Genomic DNA, 19,659 nt, shown 5'->3' with positions numbered 1-19,659 from the left:
ACAATGATTAACAGGATGCAAAAGTGGATATACGTCATTATACTCCTGACCGGATACTCAATAAGAAGTTATACACAGAAGACCATAAATCTCAATATTCCTGTTGAGCAAAACTGGATGTTCGATAACGAACATCCAGTACGCTTCATGCTGGAATTGACATCTGCACAGTCAGGTTTTTCGGATAGGATACGCATGGACATTGCAACAGATTTCGGCAATGCTGTATCGTCTACCTTTATAACCTACTCTTTCGGAACAGATTCGATAGCTCCCGGTGGAGGCTTTCGCAGTCGTGCATCAGTCACTCTCACGAATCTCACTCCCGGATTTTACCAGGTTTGTTTCATTGCCGGCACCGACACTCTGAAACATTTCTTCTTTGGATACGAAGCCGAACAGATTTTATCCAAACCGGATGGTCCCCCTAACTTAAAAAGATTTTGGAATAAAACCATCACCGAACTTAAACGTGTACACCCTGCCTATAAAATGACACGTCTACCTGAATCTTCGAAGCCAGAGCGTGATGTTTACGAAGTAGAAATGCGCTCGCTTGAAGGAGAAATCTTACGGGGGTATTGGGCAGTCCCTACAGATGGTCAGAGTCATCCGGCCGTAGTGGTTTATCAAGGTTATGATGCCGTCACCTGGATTCCCAGTCCCGACGACTATCCCGGTTGGTGTATCTTGGTCATTCCACCCCGTGGACAAGGCCTCAACAAACCTTATAACCGCTTTGGTGAGTGGATTGCTTTCGGACTGGATTCACCCAAACATTACTATTACAGAGGTGCTTTTGCTGATACAGTCCGCAGTATTGATTTTATTTTTGCTCAGCCATGCTTTGACGGACAAAACCTTTTTGCTACAGGTATTTCGCAAGGTGGAGCGCTCACATTAGCAGCAGCGTCACTCGACCATCGTATTTCCGCAGCTGCGCCTATCGTACCCTTTCTGTCAGACTATCCCGATTATTTCCGTTTGGTTCACTGGCCTGCCAACTTGGTATTCGAAGGAGCTGCCCGGCAGAATATTGACAAAGATAAAATATTCTCATTACTAACTTACTTTGACTTGAAGAATCTGACCGGATGGATCAAATGCCCAGTATTAATGGGATTCGGACTTCAGGACAACATTACACCACCACATACAAATTTTGCAGCATACAATCACATCCGTACACCTAAACGCTGGATATGTTACCCTACATCAGGACACTTTGCAGCTTATGAGAACATGGACTCATGGATTGCTGAAAGTACTCGTTTTTTCAATCAGTATGTAGTGTGGTAATAATCTGAACTGATAAAAACGAAACAGGCACAAACACTATAACAAGAGGTTAGTTAGGTTAGAAACCGGAAGAGTAATTCTGTTAAATAGAATTCTCTTCCGGTGTTTTATAGTTACTTTCTTCTAATAAGATTCACTGAAATCGAATAAAAACAATATATTTGCATAGATGTAAACACCTTAAAAAATAAATTAGTGAGAAAAGTAATTCTTTTATTTCTGCTATTTTTAAGCGTAGCTGGAGTCCGCACACAAGGTCAAAACATCACTTTTAGCCACTTGACCACGGACGACGGACTCTCCCAATTTTCTGTCAATAGCCTTTATATTGATGAACGGGGGATTATATGGATTGGCACGCGTGAAGGACTGAACCGGTATAACGGTAACGATATCAAAAGTTTCAAACTTAATAAAAACGATCCGAACAGTTTGTTCAGCAATACAGTGCTGCGTATCACCGGAAACAAAAACGGGAAGGTATACCTGCTCTGTACGGACGGGGTAGCAGAGTTCGATCTGACCACACAAAGATTCAAAACGTTGCTGCAAGGCAATGTGGATGCTATTTATTTCAACGAGAAATTATATATCGGGAAAAGAGAAGAAGTGTTTGTATATAATGAAAGTACCGGAAACTTCGATCTCTACTATCATCTTGCCGGAAAAGATATCACCCTCTCCTGCCTCCACCTGGACGAAAAGAAAAATCTGTGGATGGGAACTACCAGTAACGGACTTTACTGTTTATCGGGAGACAAAAAGATTTCCCAACCTGTCACAAGAGGTAATATTGCGAGTATTTACGAAGATTCGTCTAAAGAATTATGGATCTGTACTTGGGAAGAAGGACTCTACCGGATAAAAACAGACGGTACCATCGAGAACTTCCGTCATGATCCCAAAAATCCAAACAGTATTTGTGCCGACTTCGTAAGGAGTTGCTGTGAAGATAATGCAGGAAATCTGTGGATAGGAACCTTTCACGGGTTAAATCGCTATGAAAAGAGCACAGGTAAATTCCAACTTTACACTGCCAACGCGAACAAACCCGACGGACTTACCCACTCCTCCATCTGGTGCATCGTCAAAGATGAACAAGGAACAATTTGGCTGGGTACTTATTTCGGAGGTGTCAACTATTTCAATCCGGAATATGAAATCTATACCCGCTACAAGACAGGAGATACAGAGAAAGAAGGTCTAAGTAGCCCGATTGTCGGCAGAATGACTGAAGATAAAGACGGAAACTTATGGATTTGTACCGAAGGCGGTGGCGTGAATGTGTACAACCGGAAAAATAACACCTATCGGTGGTATCGCCACGAAGAGGGCAAAAATAGTATTTCCCATAACAACGTCAAAGCAATCTATTACGACCGGACTAATGAAATCATGTGGATAGGTACACACTTGGGAGGATTGAACAAACTCGACCTGCGTACCAACCGTTTCACAGTCTACCGGATGAAAGCCGGAGATCCAACCTCGCTACCTTCGGATATCGTCCGAGACATTGTACCTTATAAAGACAAGCTGGTTGTTGCCACACAAAACGGTGTTTGTCTTTTCAATCCGGCAACAGGCGCTTGCCAACAACTCTTCAAAGAGACGAAAGAAGGAAGAGGTATTGGCATGGTAGCCAGTCTTTATATTGATAAAGACGGTACACTGTGGATTGCGGCTACCGGGGAGGGTGTTTATTCTTATCGGTTCGACAGCGGTAAACTTACTAATTATCCACACAATCCCGCTAATCCGAACAGCCTTAGCAACAATAATATCAACAGTATCATGCAGGACAGTAATGGTAATCTATGGTTCTGCACCTCCGGAAGTGGTCTCGACCGTTACCGCAAGGAAAGTGATGACTTCGAGAACTTTGACGTACAGACAGATGGTTTATCCAGCGACTGCATCTACGAAGTATGCGAATCGTCCATACAGAAAGGAGACTTATTGCTGATTACCAATCAGGGATTCTCACAGTTCAACTATCCAAGCAAGAAATTCTATAATTACGGTACGGAGAATGGATTCCCGTTGACTGCCGTCAATGAAAACGCACTATTTGTGACACATGACGGAGAAGTATTCCTTGGCGGTATTCAGGGAATGATTTCTTTCTGGGAGAAAAAATTACATTTCACTCCCAAATCATATAATATCATTCTTTCCCGCCTGTTTGTCAACGGAAAAGAAGTAGTTCCGGGAGATGAAAGCGGCATCCTGGAACAGTCGATCTGTCATACTCCGGAAATCAGTCTGAAAGCGAATCAATCGATGTTTAGCATCGAATATGCCACTTCCAACTTCATCCCTGCCAACAGAGATGAAATTCTCTATCGCCTGGAGGGTTTCTCAGACGAATGGAACCATACTTACCGGAAGCAAACGCTGATTACTTATACAAACCTGAATCCGGGTAAATATACCCTTGTCATCAAATCACAGAGGGAAGGAATAAAAGAGGCCAGACTGCTGATTATCGTACTCCCTTCATGGTATGAGACATGGTGGGCTTACCTGATTTATACCATTGTCACTATCAGCCTGTTATGGTATCTTATTCAGAACTATAATTCGCGCATCAAACTCCGTGAGTCTTTGAAGTACGAAAAGAAGCATATTGAAGACCTCGAAGCATTGAACCAGTCGAAACTCCGTTTCTTCACTAACATCTCGCACGAATTCCGCACACCGTTAACGCTGATCGTGGGACAAGTGGAAACTTTGTTGCAGGTGCAGACATTTACGCCTAATATATATAATAAGGTATTGGGAATCTACAAGAACAGTCTCCAATTACGGGAACTGATTACGGAACTACTTGATTTCCGTAAACAGGAACAGGGTCACATGAAGATCAAAGTTAGCCAGCACAATCTGGTTAACTTCCTGTATGAGAATTATTTGCTCTTCCTCGAATATGCGAGCAGTAAACAAATCAACTTCAAGTTCAACAAACAGAAGGATGACATTGAAGTATGGTATGACCAAAAGCAGATGCAGAAAGTGATAAACAACCTGCTGTCTAATGCAGTGAAGCATACCAAGGCCGAAGATACAATTTCGATTAATGTATCGCAGGAGAAAGACCATGTCATCATTGAAATAAAAGATACAGGTACAGGTATCGCCGCTGCCGAAATTGATAAGATATTCGACCGTTTCTATCAGACCGAGCATCTCAACTCGCTGAATACCGGAGCCGGTACAGGCATCGGACTGGCACTGACGAAAGGTATTGTGGAACTTCATCACGGCACAATCCGGGTAGAAAGCGAACCGGGCAAAGGAAGCAGTTTCATTATCACCCTCAAACTAGGCAAGGAACACTTCACAGAAGAGCAAATAGCGAAAGATGATACGGAAACCATCCAGCAAACAGAGACTATTGTTCCTTCAGTAGAAATAATCCCTGATTCGGAATGGAAAGAAGAAGATAACAAGCGCATCGAAGACGCCAAAATGCTGATAGTGGAAGACAATGAATCTATCAAACAGATGTTAGTCGGTATTTTCGAAACATTCTATCAAGTCAGTACGGCTTCCGACGGAGTAGAAGCATTAGAGATGATACAGAAGGATATGCCGAGCATCATTTTAAGTGATGTCGTAATGCCACGCATGTCGGGTACGGAACTTTGCAAACAGATCAAGACGGACTTTAACACTTGCCATATTCCGGTGGTATTATTAACCGCACGTACTGCTATAGAGCACAATATCGAAGGTTTGAAGATTGGTGCGGATGATTATATCACGAAACCGTTTAATACCAATCTTCTGATTTCCCGCTGCAATAACCTAGTTAATTCCCGCCGGCTATTGCAAGAGAAGTTCAGCAAACAACCACAGGCTTTTGCCCAAATGTTGGCTACCAACCCGATGGATAAGGAGATGCTCGACCGCGCGATGGCCATTATCGAACGTCATCTGGACAATACGGATTTCAACGTTAATATCTTCGCCCGCGAAATGGGTATGGCACGTACGAACCTATTCACTAAACTGAAAGCAGTTACAGGCCAGACCCCGAATGATTTCATCCTAAGCATACGTCTCAAAAAAGGCGCTGTCATGTTAAGGAATAACCCGGAGCTGAATATCACGGAGATCTCTGACCGGATTGGGTTCTCCTCCTCCCGCTATTTCAGTAAATGTTTCAAGGAGATTTATCACGTCAGTCCGCTGGCTTATCGTAAAGGAGAAGAGAGCGAAGAAGAAGGGGACGGAGAAGAAACAGATTAGCAGGCAACTATACAAGCACTCTTGCAAAATAATCTTATATTATTAGGCACGGATCACACGGACTTCACGGATTAAAAAACGATGAGTATGAAAACAACAGCGTTAATCCGTGTAATCCGTGCCTAAATTTATGATATAAACGGTTTCTTAGTCCGGACATCTTCGCCCGAATAAAGAAGGTAACCTCTTAAGTGTACTATTTTGTACTTCACTTGTACATTCCTACTCATTCTTTTTCTTCCATTCGCTTATCTTTGTGTTCATTACATTATTTCCTAAAACATTCAGCATTATGAAAAACGTTTCGCGTCTACTTCCCCTATTGTCCGGCATCGTCACGCTGTCAGGATGCAATCATGCACCCCAAAAGAACAATGGGCAGAATAGCCAAAAGCCTAACATTATTTATATATTTGCAGATGATCTCGGCATTGGTGATTTAAGTTGTTATGGAGCAACAAAAGTGAGCACTCCCAACATCGACCGGTTGGCAGGACAAGGAGTACAATTCACCAATGCTTATGCAACTTCTGCCACCAGCACCCCTTCCCGTTTCGGACTCCTGACAGGTATGTATCCTTGGAGACAGGAAAACACAGGAATCGCTCCCGGCAACTCTGAACTCATTATCGACACTACCTGCATCACCATGGCAGATATGCTGAAAGATGCAGGATACGCAACCGGTGCAGTAGGCAAATGGCATCTGGGACTCGGTCCGAAAGGTGGAACCGACTTTAACAACCGGATTACCCCTAACGCACAAAGCATCGGGTTCGACTACGAATTTATTATTCCGGCTACCGTAGACCGTGTACCTTGTGTATTTGTAGAAAACGGACATGTCGTAGGACTTGACCCCAATGATCCTATCACCGTAAACTACGACCACAAAGTAGGCGACTGGCCTACGGGAGAAGAGAACCCAGAGCTCGTCACTTTAAAACCCAGCCAGGGACACAACAATACAATTATCAACGGCATTCCCCGTATCGGCTGGATGACCGGAGGAAAATCCGCCCTTTGGAAAGATGAAGACATAGCCGATATCATCACCAACAAGGCCAAGAATTTCATTGCATCCCATCAGGAAGAACCCTTCTTCTTATATATGGGTACGCAAGACGTACATGTACCACGCATCCCCCACCCACGTTTCGCAGGCAAAAGCGGACTCGGCACTCGTGGCGACGTCATCCTGCAACTGGACTGGACCATCGGTGAAATCATGCACACACTGGACAGCCTCCACATCGCAGACAACACCATCCTGATCTTTACCAGCGATAACGGTCCTGTTATCGACGACGGCTATCAAGACCAAGCTTACGAACTTCTCAACGGGCATACTCCGATGGGGATCTACCGTGGTGGGAAATACAGTGCTTACGAAGCGGGGACACGCGTTCCATTTATCGTCCGCTGGCCTGCCCGAGTAAAGCCGAACAAGCAACAAGCTCTTTTCTCTCAAATAGATGTGTATGCATCGCTCGCCTCCCTTTTGGACCAACCTTTACGTAAAGGAGCTGCTCCCGATAGTCAAGAACATCTGAACGTACTCCTCGGCAAAAATAATACAAACCGTGAGTATGTCGTTCAACAGAATCTCAATAACACACTTGCCATCATAAAAGGTCAATGGAAATACATCGAACCGAGCGACGGCCCCGCTATCGAGTATTGGACGAAAATGGAGTTAGGCAACGACAAACAGCCTCAACTTTACGATTTATCCTCCGATCCATCGGAGAAAACGAATGTATCAAAACAATACCCCGACATAGTGAAAGAATTATCTGAATTACTAGAATCCGTAAAAGAAAAATAGTTTATGAGAACAGGAAAATTGTATGATTTTGCACCAATCTTGAATAATTCTATCCATATTAGAATATTCAATCCATCTATCTTTGCAAGCGTAGATTCAATAAAATCACTTAATTTTTAATATATGAAAAAACATTTATCCACTCAAACTAGAAAAAGGATGCTCTCCTCCATCGGACTGATCCTGTTTTCTGTTTCTTTTGTACTTGCACAGGTACTTGTTAAAGGTACAGTGAAGGATAACTTAGGAGAAGGAGTGCCGGGAGCCAGTGTCCAGGTAAAAGGTACTTCGCAAGGAACAATCACTGACCTTGACGGTAAATTTGCTTTTAACGTGCCCAATAAAAATTCGATATTGGTTATTTCTTTCATTGGTTATGTCACAGTAGAAATGAAGGTGGACACTCAAAAGCCAATGGTTATCACATTAAAGGAAGACACAAAGACATTGGACGAAGTGGTAGTAGTCGGCTATCAGGAGATACGCAAGAAGGATCTGACTGGCTCTGTTGCCAAAGCCAGTATGGCGGAACTACTTAGCACTCCGACTGCTTCTTTCGGCGAGACATTGGGCGGACGTATTGCCGGTGTCAACGTAAGTTCGGGCGAAGGTATGCCGGGCGGACAGATGAACATCGTCATCCGTGGTAACAACTCTTTGACACAGGACAACTCTCCTCTTTATGTCATTGACGGTTTCCCGGTGGAAGACCCCTCCATAGCCGCAGCCATTAATCAGAACGATATCGAGTCACTCGACTTCCTGAAGGATGCCTCTGCTACCGCTATCTACGGTGCCCGTGGTGCCAACGGTGTCGTGATGATTACAACCAAGAAAGGAACAATCGGCCAACCTAAAATTAAATACGACGGAAGTTTCGGTATTCAGCATATCACCAAAACGATCCCGATGATGGATGCCTATGAATTCGTCAAACTACAGGCAGAACGTAGTCCCAAAGATATGGAAACTACCTACTTCATGAATTATGACGGTAAGAAATGGGGACTGGAAGATTATAGAAATATCCCGCAATATAACTGGCAGGATGAAATCTTCCGCAGCGCATGGATGCAAAGCCACAATGTCAGCCTGACCGGTGGTTCGGAAGGAGTTCGCTACAATGCTTCTTTATCTTATTATGACCAGGACGGTATCTTGTTGGAATCAAACTACAAACGTGTACAAGGCCGTATGGGTACTACCATCCAAAAGAAGAAACTGAAAATCTATCTGACGACCAACTATTCCAGTACTACAACTACCGGTGGTTCTCCTTCCCAGAACTCATACAGTGGTATGAATAACCTGTTCTATAGTGTATGGGGATATCGCCCTGTGACCGAACCGGACAGACCATTAAACTCGTTGATGGATAACATCATGGACGACGCGATAAACAATACCAACGACTATCGTTTCAACCCTATCATGTCTTTGAAAAATGAATATCGCAAGACGTACGCGAACTATATCCAGTTCAACGGATTTGCAGAATATGAATTTATCAAAGGATTGAAGTTGAAAGTTTCCGGCGGTTACACATTCGATACCCGCAAAGGGGAAACATTCAACAACTCGAAAACTCGTTATGGTAATCCGAAATCATCCGATAAGGTGAATGCAGAAATCTACCATTCTCAACGTGCAACGTGGTTGAACGAAAATATTCTAACCTATCAGACCAATATCAAACGGAAGCATTTCTTTAATAGTATGGTAGGTGTAACTCTGCAAAATTCTGACTATGAATACTATTCATACAAGACAGTGCAAATTCCAAACGAAGCACTCGGGATGGCAGGAATGAGTGAAGGAACTCCCAGTACGACCAAATCATTAAAGAGTTCCTGGTCTATGCTCTCTTTCCTGGGACGTTTGAACTATAACTACAAATCATTGTATTATGCAACGGTTTCTTTCCGTTCCGACGGTTCTTCCAAATTCCGTGGTGATAACCGTTTCGGCTATTTCCCTTCCGGTTCATTGGCATGGGGATTCATGGAGGAAGATTTCATGAAACCATTGAAGTCTGTTGTTTCTTCCGGTAAATTAAGAGCAAGCTGGGGATTGACCGGTAACAACCGTGTAGGCGAGTATGATACGTATGCTTTATATCAGATATTAAAAGATAAAGTTGGAGATTTTATTTCGATCGGTAGCCTACCGAGTGGTGTATATCCGTTCGAAAACAGCCTGACAAGTGTAGGTACAGTGCCCACTTCCTTAAGAAACAGAAAACTGAAATGGGAGACTACCGAACAGTGGAACCTAGGCCTGGACTTAGGCTTCCTGGACGAACGCATCGGATTAACCGTAGACTGGTATCGTAAAACGACTCGTGATTTGTTGCTGAATACTGCACTTCCCACCTCTTCCGGTTATTTCAGTGCCATGAAGAATGTAGGAAAGGTACGCAACCAAGGTATCGAGCTCACATTGAACACAACCAATATCAAGAACCGTCATTTCTCATGGACTACTAACTTTAATATCGCATTCAACAAGAACAAAGTATTAGAATTGGCCGAAAACCAATCTTCTCTGTTGAGTGCAGCCAAATTTGACCAGAACTATAACTCTCAATACAGCTACATTGCCAAAGTGGGTTATCCGATGGGAATGATGTACGGATTCATCTACGAAGGTACATACAAATACGAAGATTTCGACAAAGTAGGTGATACATATACACTGAAACGCAATGTTCCGTATTTCTCTTCCGAAAGTAATACACAACCGGGTATGCCGAAATACGCAGACCTGAATGGTGACGGTATCATCGACGATAACGACCGCACTATGATCGGTAACGGTATGCCGAAACATACGGGCGGATTTACCAACAATTTCGAATACAAAGGATTTGACTTGAGCATCTTCTTCCAATGGTCGTATGGAAACGATGTATTGAATGCCAACCGCCTGTTCTTCGAGAACAGCAATAAAACACGTGACTTGAACCAATACGCAAGTTACGCAGACCGCTGGACACCGGAAAATCCGGAAAGTAATATTCCGAGAGCTACCGACTCCGGTTCTAACAAAGTGTTCTCTACACGTATTATCGAAGATGGTTCGTTCCTTCGTCTGAAGACCGTGTCTTTAGGATATACACTGCCGAAACAACTGACCAAGAAATGGAAGATAGACAATGCACGCGTATTCGTTGCCGGTCAGAATCTATGGACATGTACAGGGTATTCCGGTTACGACCCGGAAGTATCTATCCGTGAAGGCGCACTGACTCCGGGACTGGACTTCTCCGCTTATCCGAGAGCCTACTCTATCAGTTTTGGTATAAACTTAGGTTTCTAATCAATCATCCTTCAAACAATTACGTATATGAAAACAATAAAAATAATCATCATATCACTTCTTGTCGGACTTAACCTGACTTCCTGCGATTTCTTGGAAAAAGACCCGACATACACCACTCCTGAAAACTTCTTCAAAAATGAAGCGGACGCTACCTCTTGGCTGACAGGAACCTATGCCATTCTGGGACAAAGTTCCTTCTACGGAAATGAGTTCTTATACCTTGTAGGAGGTGACGATCTGGGACACTATGGTGGTGCCAACCGCGGACCTAACAAAAGTGGGTTGATCTGTAACAATGCCAACACAAGTGATCCGGCCGTTGCAGCATTGTGGTACACATTATACTCCGGCATCAACAGAGCCAATATTTTCCTGGAAAATATTGATGCAGTGCCCGATATGAACGACGATACCCGCAAGCAGTACAAAGCCGAAGCCCGTTTCTTACGCGCATTCTATTATTTTACTTTGGTAGAATGTTGGGGAGATGTACCTTTCAAGACTACTTCTACAGAAGATGCCTATAACCTCTCCATTCCACGTACGGACAAACAGACGATTTATGATTTTATCATCAAAGAGATGTATGGTTCTGCCGAGGATCTCAAATCTGCTCAAGATTTGAACTATTTACCGGGACGTGTTTCCAAATCGGCTGCTTGGGGAATGTTGGCGCGTGTATATATGTTCCGGGCCGGTGAACCTAAACGTGACAAGGAAGTGGGTTTGGCTAACAACACGACTAGTGCCGAGATTACAGAATATTTCAAAAAAGCAAGTTACTATGCACAGTTAGTCAAGAATGAGGGTCATTCACTAACTGCCAAATATTGGGACTTCTTTATCGACATTTGTTCTGATAAGTATAACACTGCTCTCAATAAGGATGGTGCCAAGGCTAATGAAAGTATTTGGGAAGTAGAATTTGCAGGTAACCGTTCGACGGATGTACGTGCAGAAGGTAGAATCGGTAATATTATCGGCATTCAGGGTAAGGACCTTTCTTCCAAAGCATCCATCACTGGTAAAGGTGATCCGGGCTATGCATACGCTTTTATCTGGAATACTCCTAAACTGCTGGAATTGTATGAAGCAAACGATGACATTGACCGTTGCAACTGGAACATCGCTCCATTCACTTACACCCAGTCAGCAGGAGAAGGTACTCCGGTAGACGGTCGTGAATTTGTAAAAGGAAAAAGAGATGAAGTGGAACAACAATACTGGGATAAATCCTTCAGCTATGGTAAAACAGAGCCGGGGTCTACTTACGGTGATCGTGAATCGAAGAACGATGCCAATAAGAACCGCAACAGGGCTGCCGCCAAATATCGTAGAGAATATGAAGCAGACAAGAAGAGTAAAAACGATACTTCCATCAACTTCCCTCTTCTCCGTTACTCTGACATTCTGCTAATGATTGCAGAGGCAGAAAATGAAGTCAACCATGGCCCTAATGATTTGGCGTATGAATGTATCAATGCAGTAAGAGAACGTGCAGGAATCAAAAAACTTGCAGCAAATCTGGATGAAGAGAGCTTCCGCAAAGCTATCAAAGACGAACGTGCAATGGAACTCTGTTTCGAGTACACACGCCGTTTCGACCTGATCCGTTGGGGAGACTATTACAAACTGATGCAGGAACAAGTGGACAAGGCACAGGCTGACGAATCCTGGAAGTTCGGAATCAATGTATATACTTACTTCAATATTCCGAAGTCTTACAACTATTTCCCGATTCCTGCCAATGAAATTGGCTCGAACGGTGCTATCAAAACAAATAATCCGGGTTGGTAAATCACTTATTAACTTTAAAAAGAAAAGGATATGAAGACAATATATAAAAGTTTGATGACTATCGCTTTTGCCGGACTGTGTCTCGCTTCATGCGACAAGGAATTAAAAGAAGAAACAGCAATGGAAGTGGGTGTGGTGACAGACAACAATGTCAGCTTTAACGGTAACACTGTAACTGTCAAAAAAGGCAGTCCGGTAACGTTCAGCTTTAATGGAGACCCTGACTTTATCACTTTCTTCAGTGGAGAAATAGGTCATGAATACAAACATCGAAACCGTACAGAAATGAAAGTAGAGGATATTGAAAAGTGTGAACTTAGTTTCCGCATTTGGTATAGATATGGAAACGCAAGCACAATTAAAGGCTCTACTCATGTACTCGTTTCCGACCAATTTAATGGCATAAACGGCAGTAATGTAGATCAAGATAAACAAACTGTAGAAAACTGTGAATGGACAGAGGTATTTGCACAGGAAGAACTTCCAACCAAACCGAACAGCACTAGCGAGACAGCAGAATCCAGCAAAACTTTTACATTCGAATTATCTTCTTATCTTGCTAAAGAAATAACAATAGCGGTTCACTATAACCCCATTGATAACTCAAATACAATGCCACAGCTCAACATCATGGATATGAATATTGACTTGATGTTCACAAACGGCAAAGGGAATACGGTTAATGCAAAAGATTTCGGTTTCTCACCGCTAAATCTCGTATATGATTTAACGAAGCTAAATGACAGTCACAAAAAAGTTCTTAAGAAGGCATTGGGAAATGAGAAAATGCCGGATGAGGACCTAAACAGTGAAGAGAACATAAAAAAATATCCATATTTGCTTGTTGACGGACAAATCCCTGACTTCTGGAGTACCACCACACCTACCAGAATACAAATCGCAGGAGGAAGTAAAGGAACAACAAAAGCAGACACTTGGCTTATCTCGGCTCCCGTCTTGCTGGGTACTTGCTATCCGGATGCAGGACAAAGCATCAAGAATATCTCGCAAACATTAGAGATATACTCACATACCTACGAAGAAGCCGGGACATACACCGCTACCTTCGTAGCCAACAATGCAAACTACGTCCATCAAGGTGGTCAAGTAGTACGTGAACTGACTATAAACGTTGTAGAATAATAGTATATCCCCCAATTTTTCTAACCTTCAATCATAGAAAACGTTTATAAAAATCAGACTTTAATCAATTTAACATTAAAAAGAGAGGGTCCGCGAGGTTCCTCTCTTTTACTTTTACCATATCTTTTCACCCTCTTCCCTTTCTTCTCTTCCGAAAAAACATTTTTCTTTACTCAACTAGCGTATAAATCAACATTTATATATAAGTTTGCACAAAAATAAAAACAATGCAAAAGACTCTTCCTATTCATTTTGCCCCATTACAAGGTTATACCGACGTGTTTTACCGTAATGCTCATGCTGCCTGCTTCGGAGGTATAGATACTTATTATACCCCATTTGTACGACTCGAAAAAGGCGGATTTCGTCATAGAGATGTCCGAGGAATCGAGCCCGGAAATAATCAAGTACCCCATCTGATTCCGCAACTGATAGCTCCCTCTTTTGACAAAGCAGACAAAATCTTATCCCTATTCATTGAAAAGGGATATAAGGAAGTCGATATCAATATGGGATGCCCTTTTCCCATGCTGGCTAAACGCCACAATGGTTCCGGTATTCTTCCTTATCCCGAAGAAGTGCAAGCGTTACTTAGCCTGCTGATTACGGAATATCCGCAAATAAGTTTTTCTATCAAAATGAGGTTGGGTTGGGAAGATCCGAAAGAATGTCTGAAACTGGCTCCGATTATCAATGAGCTCCCCCTACGACAAGTGGTTATGCATCCCCGCTTAGGAAAACAGCAATATAAAGGAGAAGTCGACCTTAAAGCGTTTGAAGCCTTTCAGGGAGTCTGCAAACATCCGCTCATCTATAATGGGGATATCAATAGTGTGGAAGATATTCACCACATTCAGGAACAGTTTCCCGGATTAGCCGGAATGATGATAGGACGAGGACTACTTGCCAACCCGGCATTGGCATTGGAATATAGACAAAACCGTACACTTGAGCTTGATGAAATAAGAGAAAAATTGCAATCGATGCATAGATGTGTATACAATCAATATGCAGAACAGTTAGAAGGAGGAGACGAACAGCTTCTGAACAAAATGAAAACTTTCTGGGAATATTTAATGCCGCAAGCGGACAGAAAATTACTGAAAGCAATTCATAAAAGCACAAGCCTCAACAAATACAATCAGGCAATCCTTGCCTTTTTTAATCAACGATAAACTAATAACCAGTAATTTTACGTAATTTTGCACCCGTTTACAAATATGCACATTATGAAAAAGTACATTCTCTTATTTCTTTGCCTGATAATCGTATCGGGCAGTTTCGCACAAATGCAGGATTTCAAGTTCAAATTCTACGGACAGATTCGTACTGACTTATATTATAATAGTCGTGCTAATGAAGAAACCGTAGACGGATTGTTCTATATGTATCCGAAAGATAAGGTACGTGATCCGGATGGGAATGATTTGAACTCAACGCCCAACAGCAATTTCTATACCTTGTATTCACGTCTCGGAGTAGACGTTGCCGGTCCGAAGCTGGGGACGGCCAAGACATCTGCCAAAGTAGAGGTTGACTTCCGTGGTACAGGTACCTCTTATTCGGTCATTCGACTTCGCCATGCTTATTTGAATCTGGATTGGGGAAAATCGGCTGTATTGCTCGGGCAGACTTGGCATCCGTTATTTGGAGATGTGTCTCCACAGATTCTTAATCTCTCCGTAGGAGCACCGTTCCAACCATTTAGTCGTGCACCTCAAATTCGTTATCGCTATACAAACAAGAATTTCCAACTTACCGGAGCAGCAGTATGGCAATCACAATACACTTCACAAGGTATCAATCCTGACAAACCGAAAGAGAGTAAAAAAAGTCATGAATACTTAAAGAATGGTTGCATCCCGGAGATATATGTAGGAGCTGACTACAAGAAAGACGGCTTATTGGCAGGTGTCGGCATTGAATTATTATCATTAAAGCCACGCATACATGCTTGGGGAGCGAACGGAGATCAATATAAAATAAACGAACGCATAACTACCCTTTCTTACGAGGCCCATGCGAAATATACTCATAAAGCCTGGTTCATTGCCGCAAAAAGTGTATTAGGTTCCAATCTTACACAAGCCTCCGGATTAGGCGGATTCGGCATTAAGTCAGTTGACGAGCACACCGGAGAACAAAAATATACTCCCATACGTTTCTCCAGCTCTTGGTTGAATGTTGTCTACGGAAAGAAATGGAAACCTGGAATTTTTGTAGGTTATGCTAAGAATTTGGGAACAAGCGATGCACTATATGCTCCAGATGGAACTGACGCTCAAGTGTATGGAACGGGAACAAACCTCGATCAGTTAGTAACAGCAGGGGCAGAACTGACCTACAATGTTCCCCACTGGAAATTCGGTTTGGAATATACCTTAAGCTCTGCATGGTATGGTTCACTCAATGCCTCCAACGGAAAAATCAGAGATACTCATGCCGTATGCAACAACCGCATTGTTGCTGTTGCCATGTTCATGTTCTAATCTCTCTCTACACAATTCTTTTGATTATATATCTGTCACCTGTCACCGATTACTACCTAATGATTTGATTATAAACGATTAGCATTGTGACAGCAATCGGTGACAGCATTGTGATGACAATATTGCTGTCACCGAAAACAGCAAACTACATTTCATTAATCGGAGACATTCATTACGGGAGCCCCAACAGTCATATTTACTTCACTTATATACAACCTTTGTTTCATTACGGGAAACGATTAGTTTCACACCGAGAAACCAATCGTTTCGCTATTTGAAACTTTTGGTTTCCTTACTTGAAACTAGAGTTTCATACGCTTGAAACCAAAGTTTCCCTTTGTAGAAACTAAAGTTTCTGCGGCTAGAAACAACAGTTTCAAAGCTTTGGAAACCACGCTTATACAAAGGGAAACAAAACATTTTCTGACTGCCTGACTTCTTATCTCTTTAGTTCCACTTCAAAGCTAGCACCATCTTTGCAACTGAATTGCAAGATTGTTTGCTTTTCATTGGAGGAGACTACCGTACAATAGGGAGTTTCTTCCACATTCCATCGGCCTTTTATGGTCACAGTCAACGGTATTTCACTACTTCCATTATTAACCCACGGACGAGAGTAGATACTACGTTCAATCCGCTTCCCGTCTTTGTCAAACGCTTCGTCACTTGGACCGCGATACAAAGCCAAATCAGGTTGTGCTACCGTCAGTTTAATCTTATCAGCAGATTCTTTATGAGTCATAACCAGGCAGGAAGTATCCACACGCTGCAACAGACCACCCGGCAACGTTGTTTCAGGAGTTTCAAACAATACATAAGAAACAATCTGCTCGGAAGCGGACGCTACAATATGCGCCTTCCGGTCTTGCTGCAATACTTTATAAGTTGGCTTTTTCGCAAACTTCTTCATCGCGGTTTCATTCGTTTGAGGCAAAACAGCATATTCATACCTTCCGTTTTTCGGCGCCTTTCCATGATCTACTACCAAAGAAACCCAATCACCCTTTGTTTCCTTTCCCGTATTCTGCATTCGCGAATGTTGAGGGAAGTTTTTCTCAAACCGAATGGCTGTCGGAACATAATAACCTGTTCCCAAATGATCTACCCATACTTTCTTATCTTCCTGATAATTTTTCCAATAGTCATGTCCCGCCTTATCTGTGACTGCCAATTGGAAGATAGTCGTTTCAGTGGGGAATTCCGTATTTGTATTTTCAATATCCGATCCAAGGCAGACAATCATTCCATCGATGAAATGGTAAGATTTACGTGCCCGGTGCGATCCGTTATACTTGTCGTGCTCGTGCAACTTCATTCCGAAGTTACCATTCATCTTCTGTTGAGACAATCCGCCTGCAAAAGCTTCATCAGAATAAAGCATCTCTTCCATTCCTGAATAACGGTCTACATTGAGTACTTTAGCCTGCAATTGTTCCAACGGCAAATGAATAGATGTAACTCCCGGGATACGGTTCCAGTCAAAACCTTCCTGCTGCCAACCACTAGTGGCCGGAGTCACTGTCTGCCCCGGTGCAGCAGTCAATATCTGCAAACTGCCGTGTGCCAGATAGCGACCATATAAATTCGCTCCCAAATAATGTTCAGCCGCCCATAAATAACGGGAATGTCCACGGGCCACGGCAGACCAGTTACTGCGACGTTGAACAGAGATACAACCATAACCCATTGCTATATTCCCCTGTGGGTCCGGTTCCGGACGGAAACCTTTCTCTATCAGAAGCTTTGCCGCTTTGCGTTCTTCAGCATTTGAAACTTTGGGCATATATTCGGGAGCATCATTCTCAACGCCCGAATTTGAAATCAAACGAAGATAAGAAGAAGCCATTTCACTATCATATTCCGCCTTTCCATCGGGAGAACCGGCTAAAGCCATCATGGCAAAATGCATAGGAACCAGTTTACCTTTTCCATCCGGATGACGACCGGACATAGAAAGAGGGAAATTCAGTTTATTGCAATAAAAGCGCATGGTCAGCAATACATTCTTCACCGTTTCATGAGCCAACTTGGAAACTGCAAATTCCGTCCGGCTAAGAAGATAAATCATGTTTGTTGCCCCATCCAGTCCGCCTACGGCATAAGCCGGATAGTTATTGCGATGATGGAAAGCACCTCCGTCCACTTTAAATGAACCGGACAGCCCCAGTGCAGGACGGCAACCATAATCAATCCAACGAGAGAAAGACCGCAAGTATTGCAGTTTCTCCGGTGTATCTTCCATCATTAGAATACTGGCAATACGCCCTGTGGTCTGTGTATTGAAAGAGTCCATATCAATTCCGTCAACTTCCGGTTTGGGATACACTTCGTTAGTAATCGCATACCAGCGTAATGTCCGTTCGGCTTCTTGGAGTTTGCCTGCTTCCCTAAGCACATCTTTCATCAAGAAATATGCCAGATACAGGCCGCGAACACTATACCCGTAATGATGGATATTTCCCCAACAACTACCATAAGCCACGCCCTGATCGGTTATGTGATCGTACATTGCCAAGAACTTCTTCTTCATTTCTTCCCGAATCACCGGTTTCGCCGTACTATTATTATATGCAACAGCTATTCTTTTCATCAGATCGAAATAAGCACGCATTTCCACACCCATCTTAGTGAGCATATCCTTGTTCCAATCCGGAATGATTCGTTCATAAGCTTCGGCGGCACGTACCATATAGATAGGTACTCCCGAAACCTGACCGTTTTTGTAAGTGATCTGATAGAAATCATATTTCTTGCGAATATTTTCAACCTCTTTATCTGTGATCTTGCCTTTCGTGTAGATCATATCACGAAAACGCTTTTCCAACAGTTGCATTTCTGCTCTTTGCTTATCGTCTACAGGAGTCAATTCAATATCCGGTTTCAAAAGCGAGTGTTGATAGACAACCAGCCAATGGTTGGTGGTTCCGGCATTGACAAAAGGGACTTGCAGATCGGCCGTCTGTTGACGTGCATCAACCTTAGTAGCCGTAATCAAATGATCGATGAAAAGGGTTCCTTTTGAATTTGGAGCAATAATTCGGAGTTCATTCATGCCTTCTTCCGGTGTGCCTTGCATATCACGTTCATAGCAGACCCATGCAGCGCGCCAACCACTGAAATTAATACCAAAAGGGAAAGATGTGCATCGTTTGCCGTCTTTCAGAAACTGAAACTCAATAGTCGCATTCTGAGGCACTTCATTATAAACCCACACAATAAAAGCCGAAAGATATAAATCCTTGCCGGTCGGATCTTTCTTCTCAAACTTCAGGTCTTTCTTGAGTTCCAATATACCACCCGGTTCAAATGTCCATTCCAACGAATGTTTTCCATCTTTATAATGCAGATCTGATACCGACAGGCGGGAATGGGTAGCGGTGATACAATCCGGTATTTGCGGTTTTTCAAAAGAAAACATCCGCTCATCTGTTACGACTTGCGCATGAAGGAATGTTGAACACAAAAGAGAAAATAGAGTTGTCACTCCAAATTTAATAAAAGGTTGTTTCATCATGGATATATCGTCTT

The 19,659-nt window shown here is 42.9% G+C and carries 9 protein-coding genes; 8 read left to right on the top strand and 1 reads right to left on the bottom strand.

All coding sequences use genetic code 11. From position 1 onward, the window contains the following. The first annotated feature begins 3 nt into the window (after window positions 1-3). The 8 genes from BXY_RS12480 (at window position 4) to BXY_RS12445 (ending at window position 16,131) form a co-directional block, all read left to right on the top strand. The gene (locus BXY_RS12480) at window positions 4-1,299 is read left to right on the top strand and encodes an acetylxylan esterase (RefSeq protein WP_004310359.1); all 1,296 of its coding nucleotides are present in this window, start codon (window positions 4-6) and stop codon (window positions 1,297-1,299) included. Between the two features lie 195 nt (window positions 1,300-1,494). Beyond that, window positions 1,495-5,553 carry a hybrid sensor histidine kinase/response regulator transcription factor gene (locus tag BXY_RS12475; RefSeq protein ID WP_208946814.1) on the top strand — a complete coding sequence of 1,353 codons (4,059 nt, stop codon included), beginning with the start codon at window positions 1,495-1,497 and terminating at the stop codon, window positions 5,551-5,553. Window positions 5,554-5,845: 292 nt separating this feature from the next. Further along, complete coding sequence (locus BXY_RS12470; RefSeq protein WP_008776115.1) at window positions 5,846-7,381, top strand: sulfatase-like hydrolase/transferase; 1,536 nt, start codon at window positions 5,846-5,848, stop codon at window positions 7,379-7,381. Between the two features lie 159 nt (window positions 7,382-7,540). After that, window positions 7,541-10,699 carry a SusC/RagA family TonB-linked outer membrane protein gene (locus tag BXY_RS12465; RefSeq protein WP_008023920.1) on the top strand — a complete coding sequence of 1,053 codons (3,159 nt, stop codon included), beginning with the start codon at window positions 7,541-7,543 and terminating at the stop codon, window positions 10,697-10,699. A gap of 27 nt (window positions 10,700-10,726) precedes the next feature. Then, on the top strand, window positions 10,727-12,499 hold the full coding sequence (locus BXY_RS12460; protein ID WP_004324280.1) for a RagB/SusD family nutrient uptake outer membrane protein: 1,773 nt from the start codon (window positions 10,727-10,729) through the stop codon (window positions 12,497-12,499). 30 nt (window positions 12,500-12,529) lie between these two features. Then, window positions 12,530-13,642 carry a DUF5017 domain-containing protein gene (locus tag BXY_RS12455; RefSeq protein ID WP_008023918.1) on the top strand — a complete coding sequence of 371 codons (1,113 nt, stop codon included), beginning with the start codon at window positions 12,530-12,532 and terminating at the stop codon, window positions 13,640-13,642. Between the two features lie 227 nt (window positions 13,643-13,869). Then, the gene (locus BXY_RS12450; protein WP_008641729.1) at window positions 13,870-14,817 is read left to right on the top strand and encodes a tRNA-dihydrouridine synthase family protein; all 948 of its coding nucleotides are present in this window, start codon (window positions 13,870-13,872) and stop codon (window positions 14,815-14,817) included. A gap of 54 nt (window positions 14,818-14,871) precedes the next feature. After that, the gene (locus BXY_RS12445) at window positions 14,872-16,131 is read left to right on the top strand and encodes a DcaP family trimeric outer membrane transporter (RefSeq protein ID WP_182019691.1); all 1,260 of its coding nucleotides are present in this window, start codon (window positions 14,872-14,874) and stop codon (window positions 16,129-16,131) included. 439 nt (window positions 16,132-16,570) lie between these two features. Here BXY_RS12445 and BXY_RS12440 read toward each other — a convergent pair whose 3' ends face one another. Then, on the bottom strand, window positions 16,571-19,645 hold the full coding sequence (locus BXY_RS12440) for a chondroitinase family polysaccharide lyase (protein ID WP_004310350.1): 3,075 nt from the start codon (window positions 19,643-19,645) through the stop codon (window positions 16,571-16,573). Window positions 19,646-19,659 lie beyond the last annotated feature (14 nt).

The organism is Bacteroides xylanisolvens XB1A, assembly GCF_000210075.1.
GTDB lineage: Bacteria > Bacteroidota > Bacteroidia > Bacteroidales > Bacteroidaceae > Bacteroides > Bacteroides xylanisolvens.
The sequence above is the reverse complement of the archived record's forward strand: the minus strand, read 5'-3'. Positions and strand labels throughout refer to the sequence as shown.

Excerpts from the sequence above, each read along its gene's own strand:
- BXY_RS12480 (WP_004310359.1), top strand. The coding sequence starts at position 4 with ATGATTAACAGGATGCAAAAGTGGATATACGTCATTATACTCCTGACC.
- BXY_RS12470 (WP_008776115.1), top strand. The coding sequence starts at position 5,846 with ATGAAAAACGTTTCGCGTCTACTTCCCCTATTGTCCGGCATCGTCACG.
- BXY_RS12465 (WP_008023920.1), top strand. The coding sequence starts at position 7,541 with ATGCTCTCCTCCATCGGACTGATCCTGTTTTCTGTTTCTTTTGTACTT.
- BXY_RS12460 (WP_004324280.1), top strand. The coding sequence starts at position 10,727 with ATGAAAACAATAAAAATAATCATCATATCACTTCTTGTCGGACTTAAC.
- BXY_RS12455 (WP_008023918.1), top strand. The coding sequence starts at position 12,530 with ATGAAGACAATATATAAAAGTTTGATGACTATCGCTTTTGCCGGACTG.
- BXY_RS12450 (WP_008641729.1), top strand. The coding sequence starts at position 13,870 with ATGCAAAAGACTCTTCCTATTCATTTTGCCCCATTACAAGGTTATACC.
- BXY_RS12445 (WP_182019691.1), top strand. The coding sequence starts at position 14,872 with ATGAAAAAGTACATTCTCTTATTTCTTTGCCTGATAATCGTATCGGGC.
- BXY_RS12440 (WP_004310350.1), bottom strand. The coding sequence starts at position 19,645 with ATGATGAAACAACCTTTTATTAAATTTGGAGTGACAACTCTATTTTCT.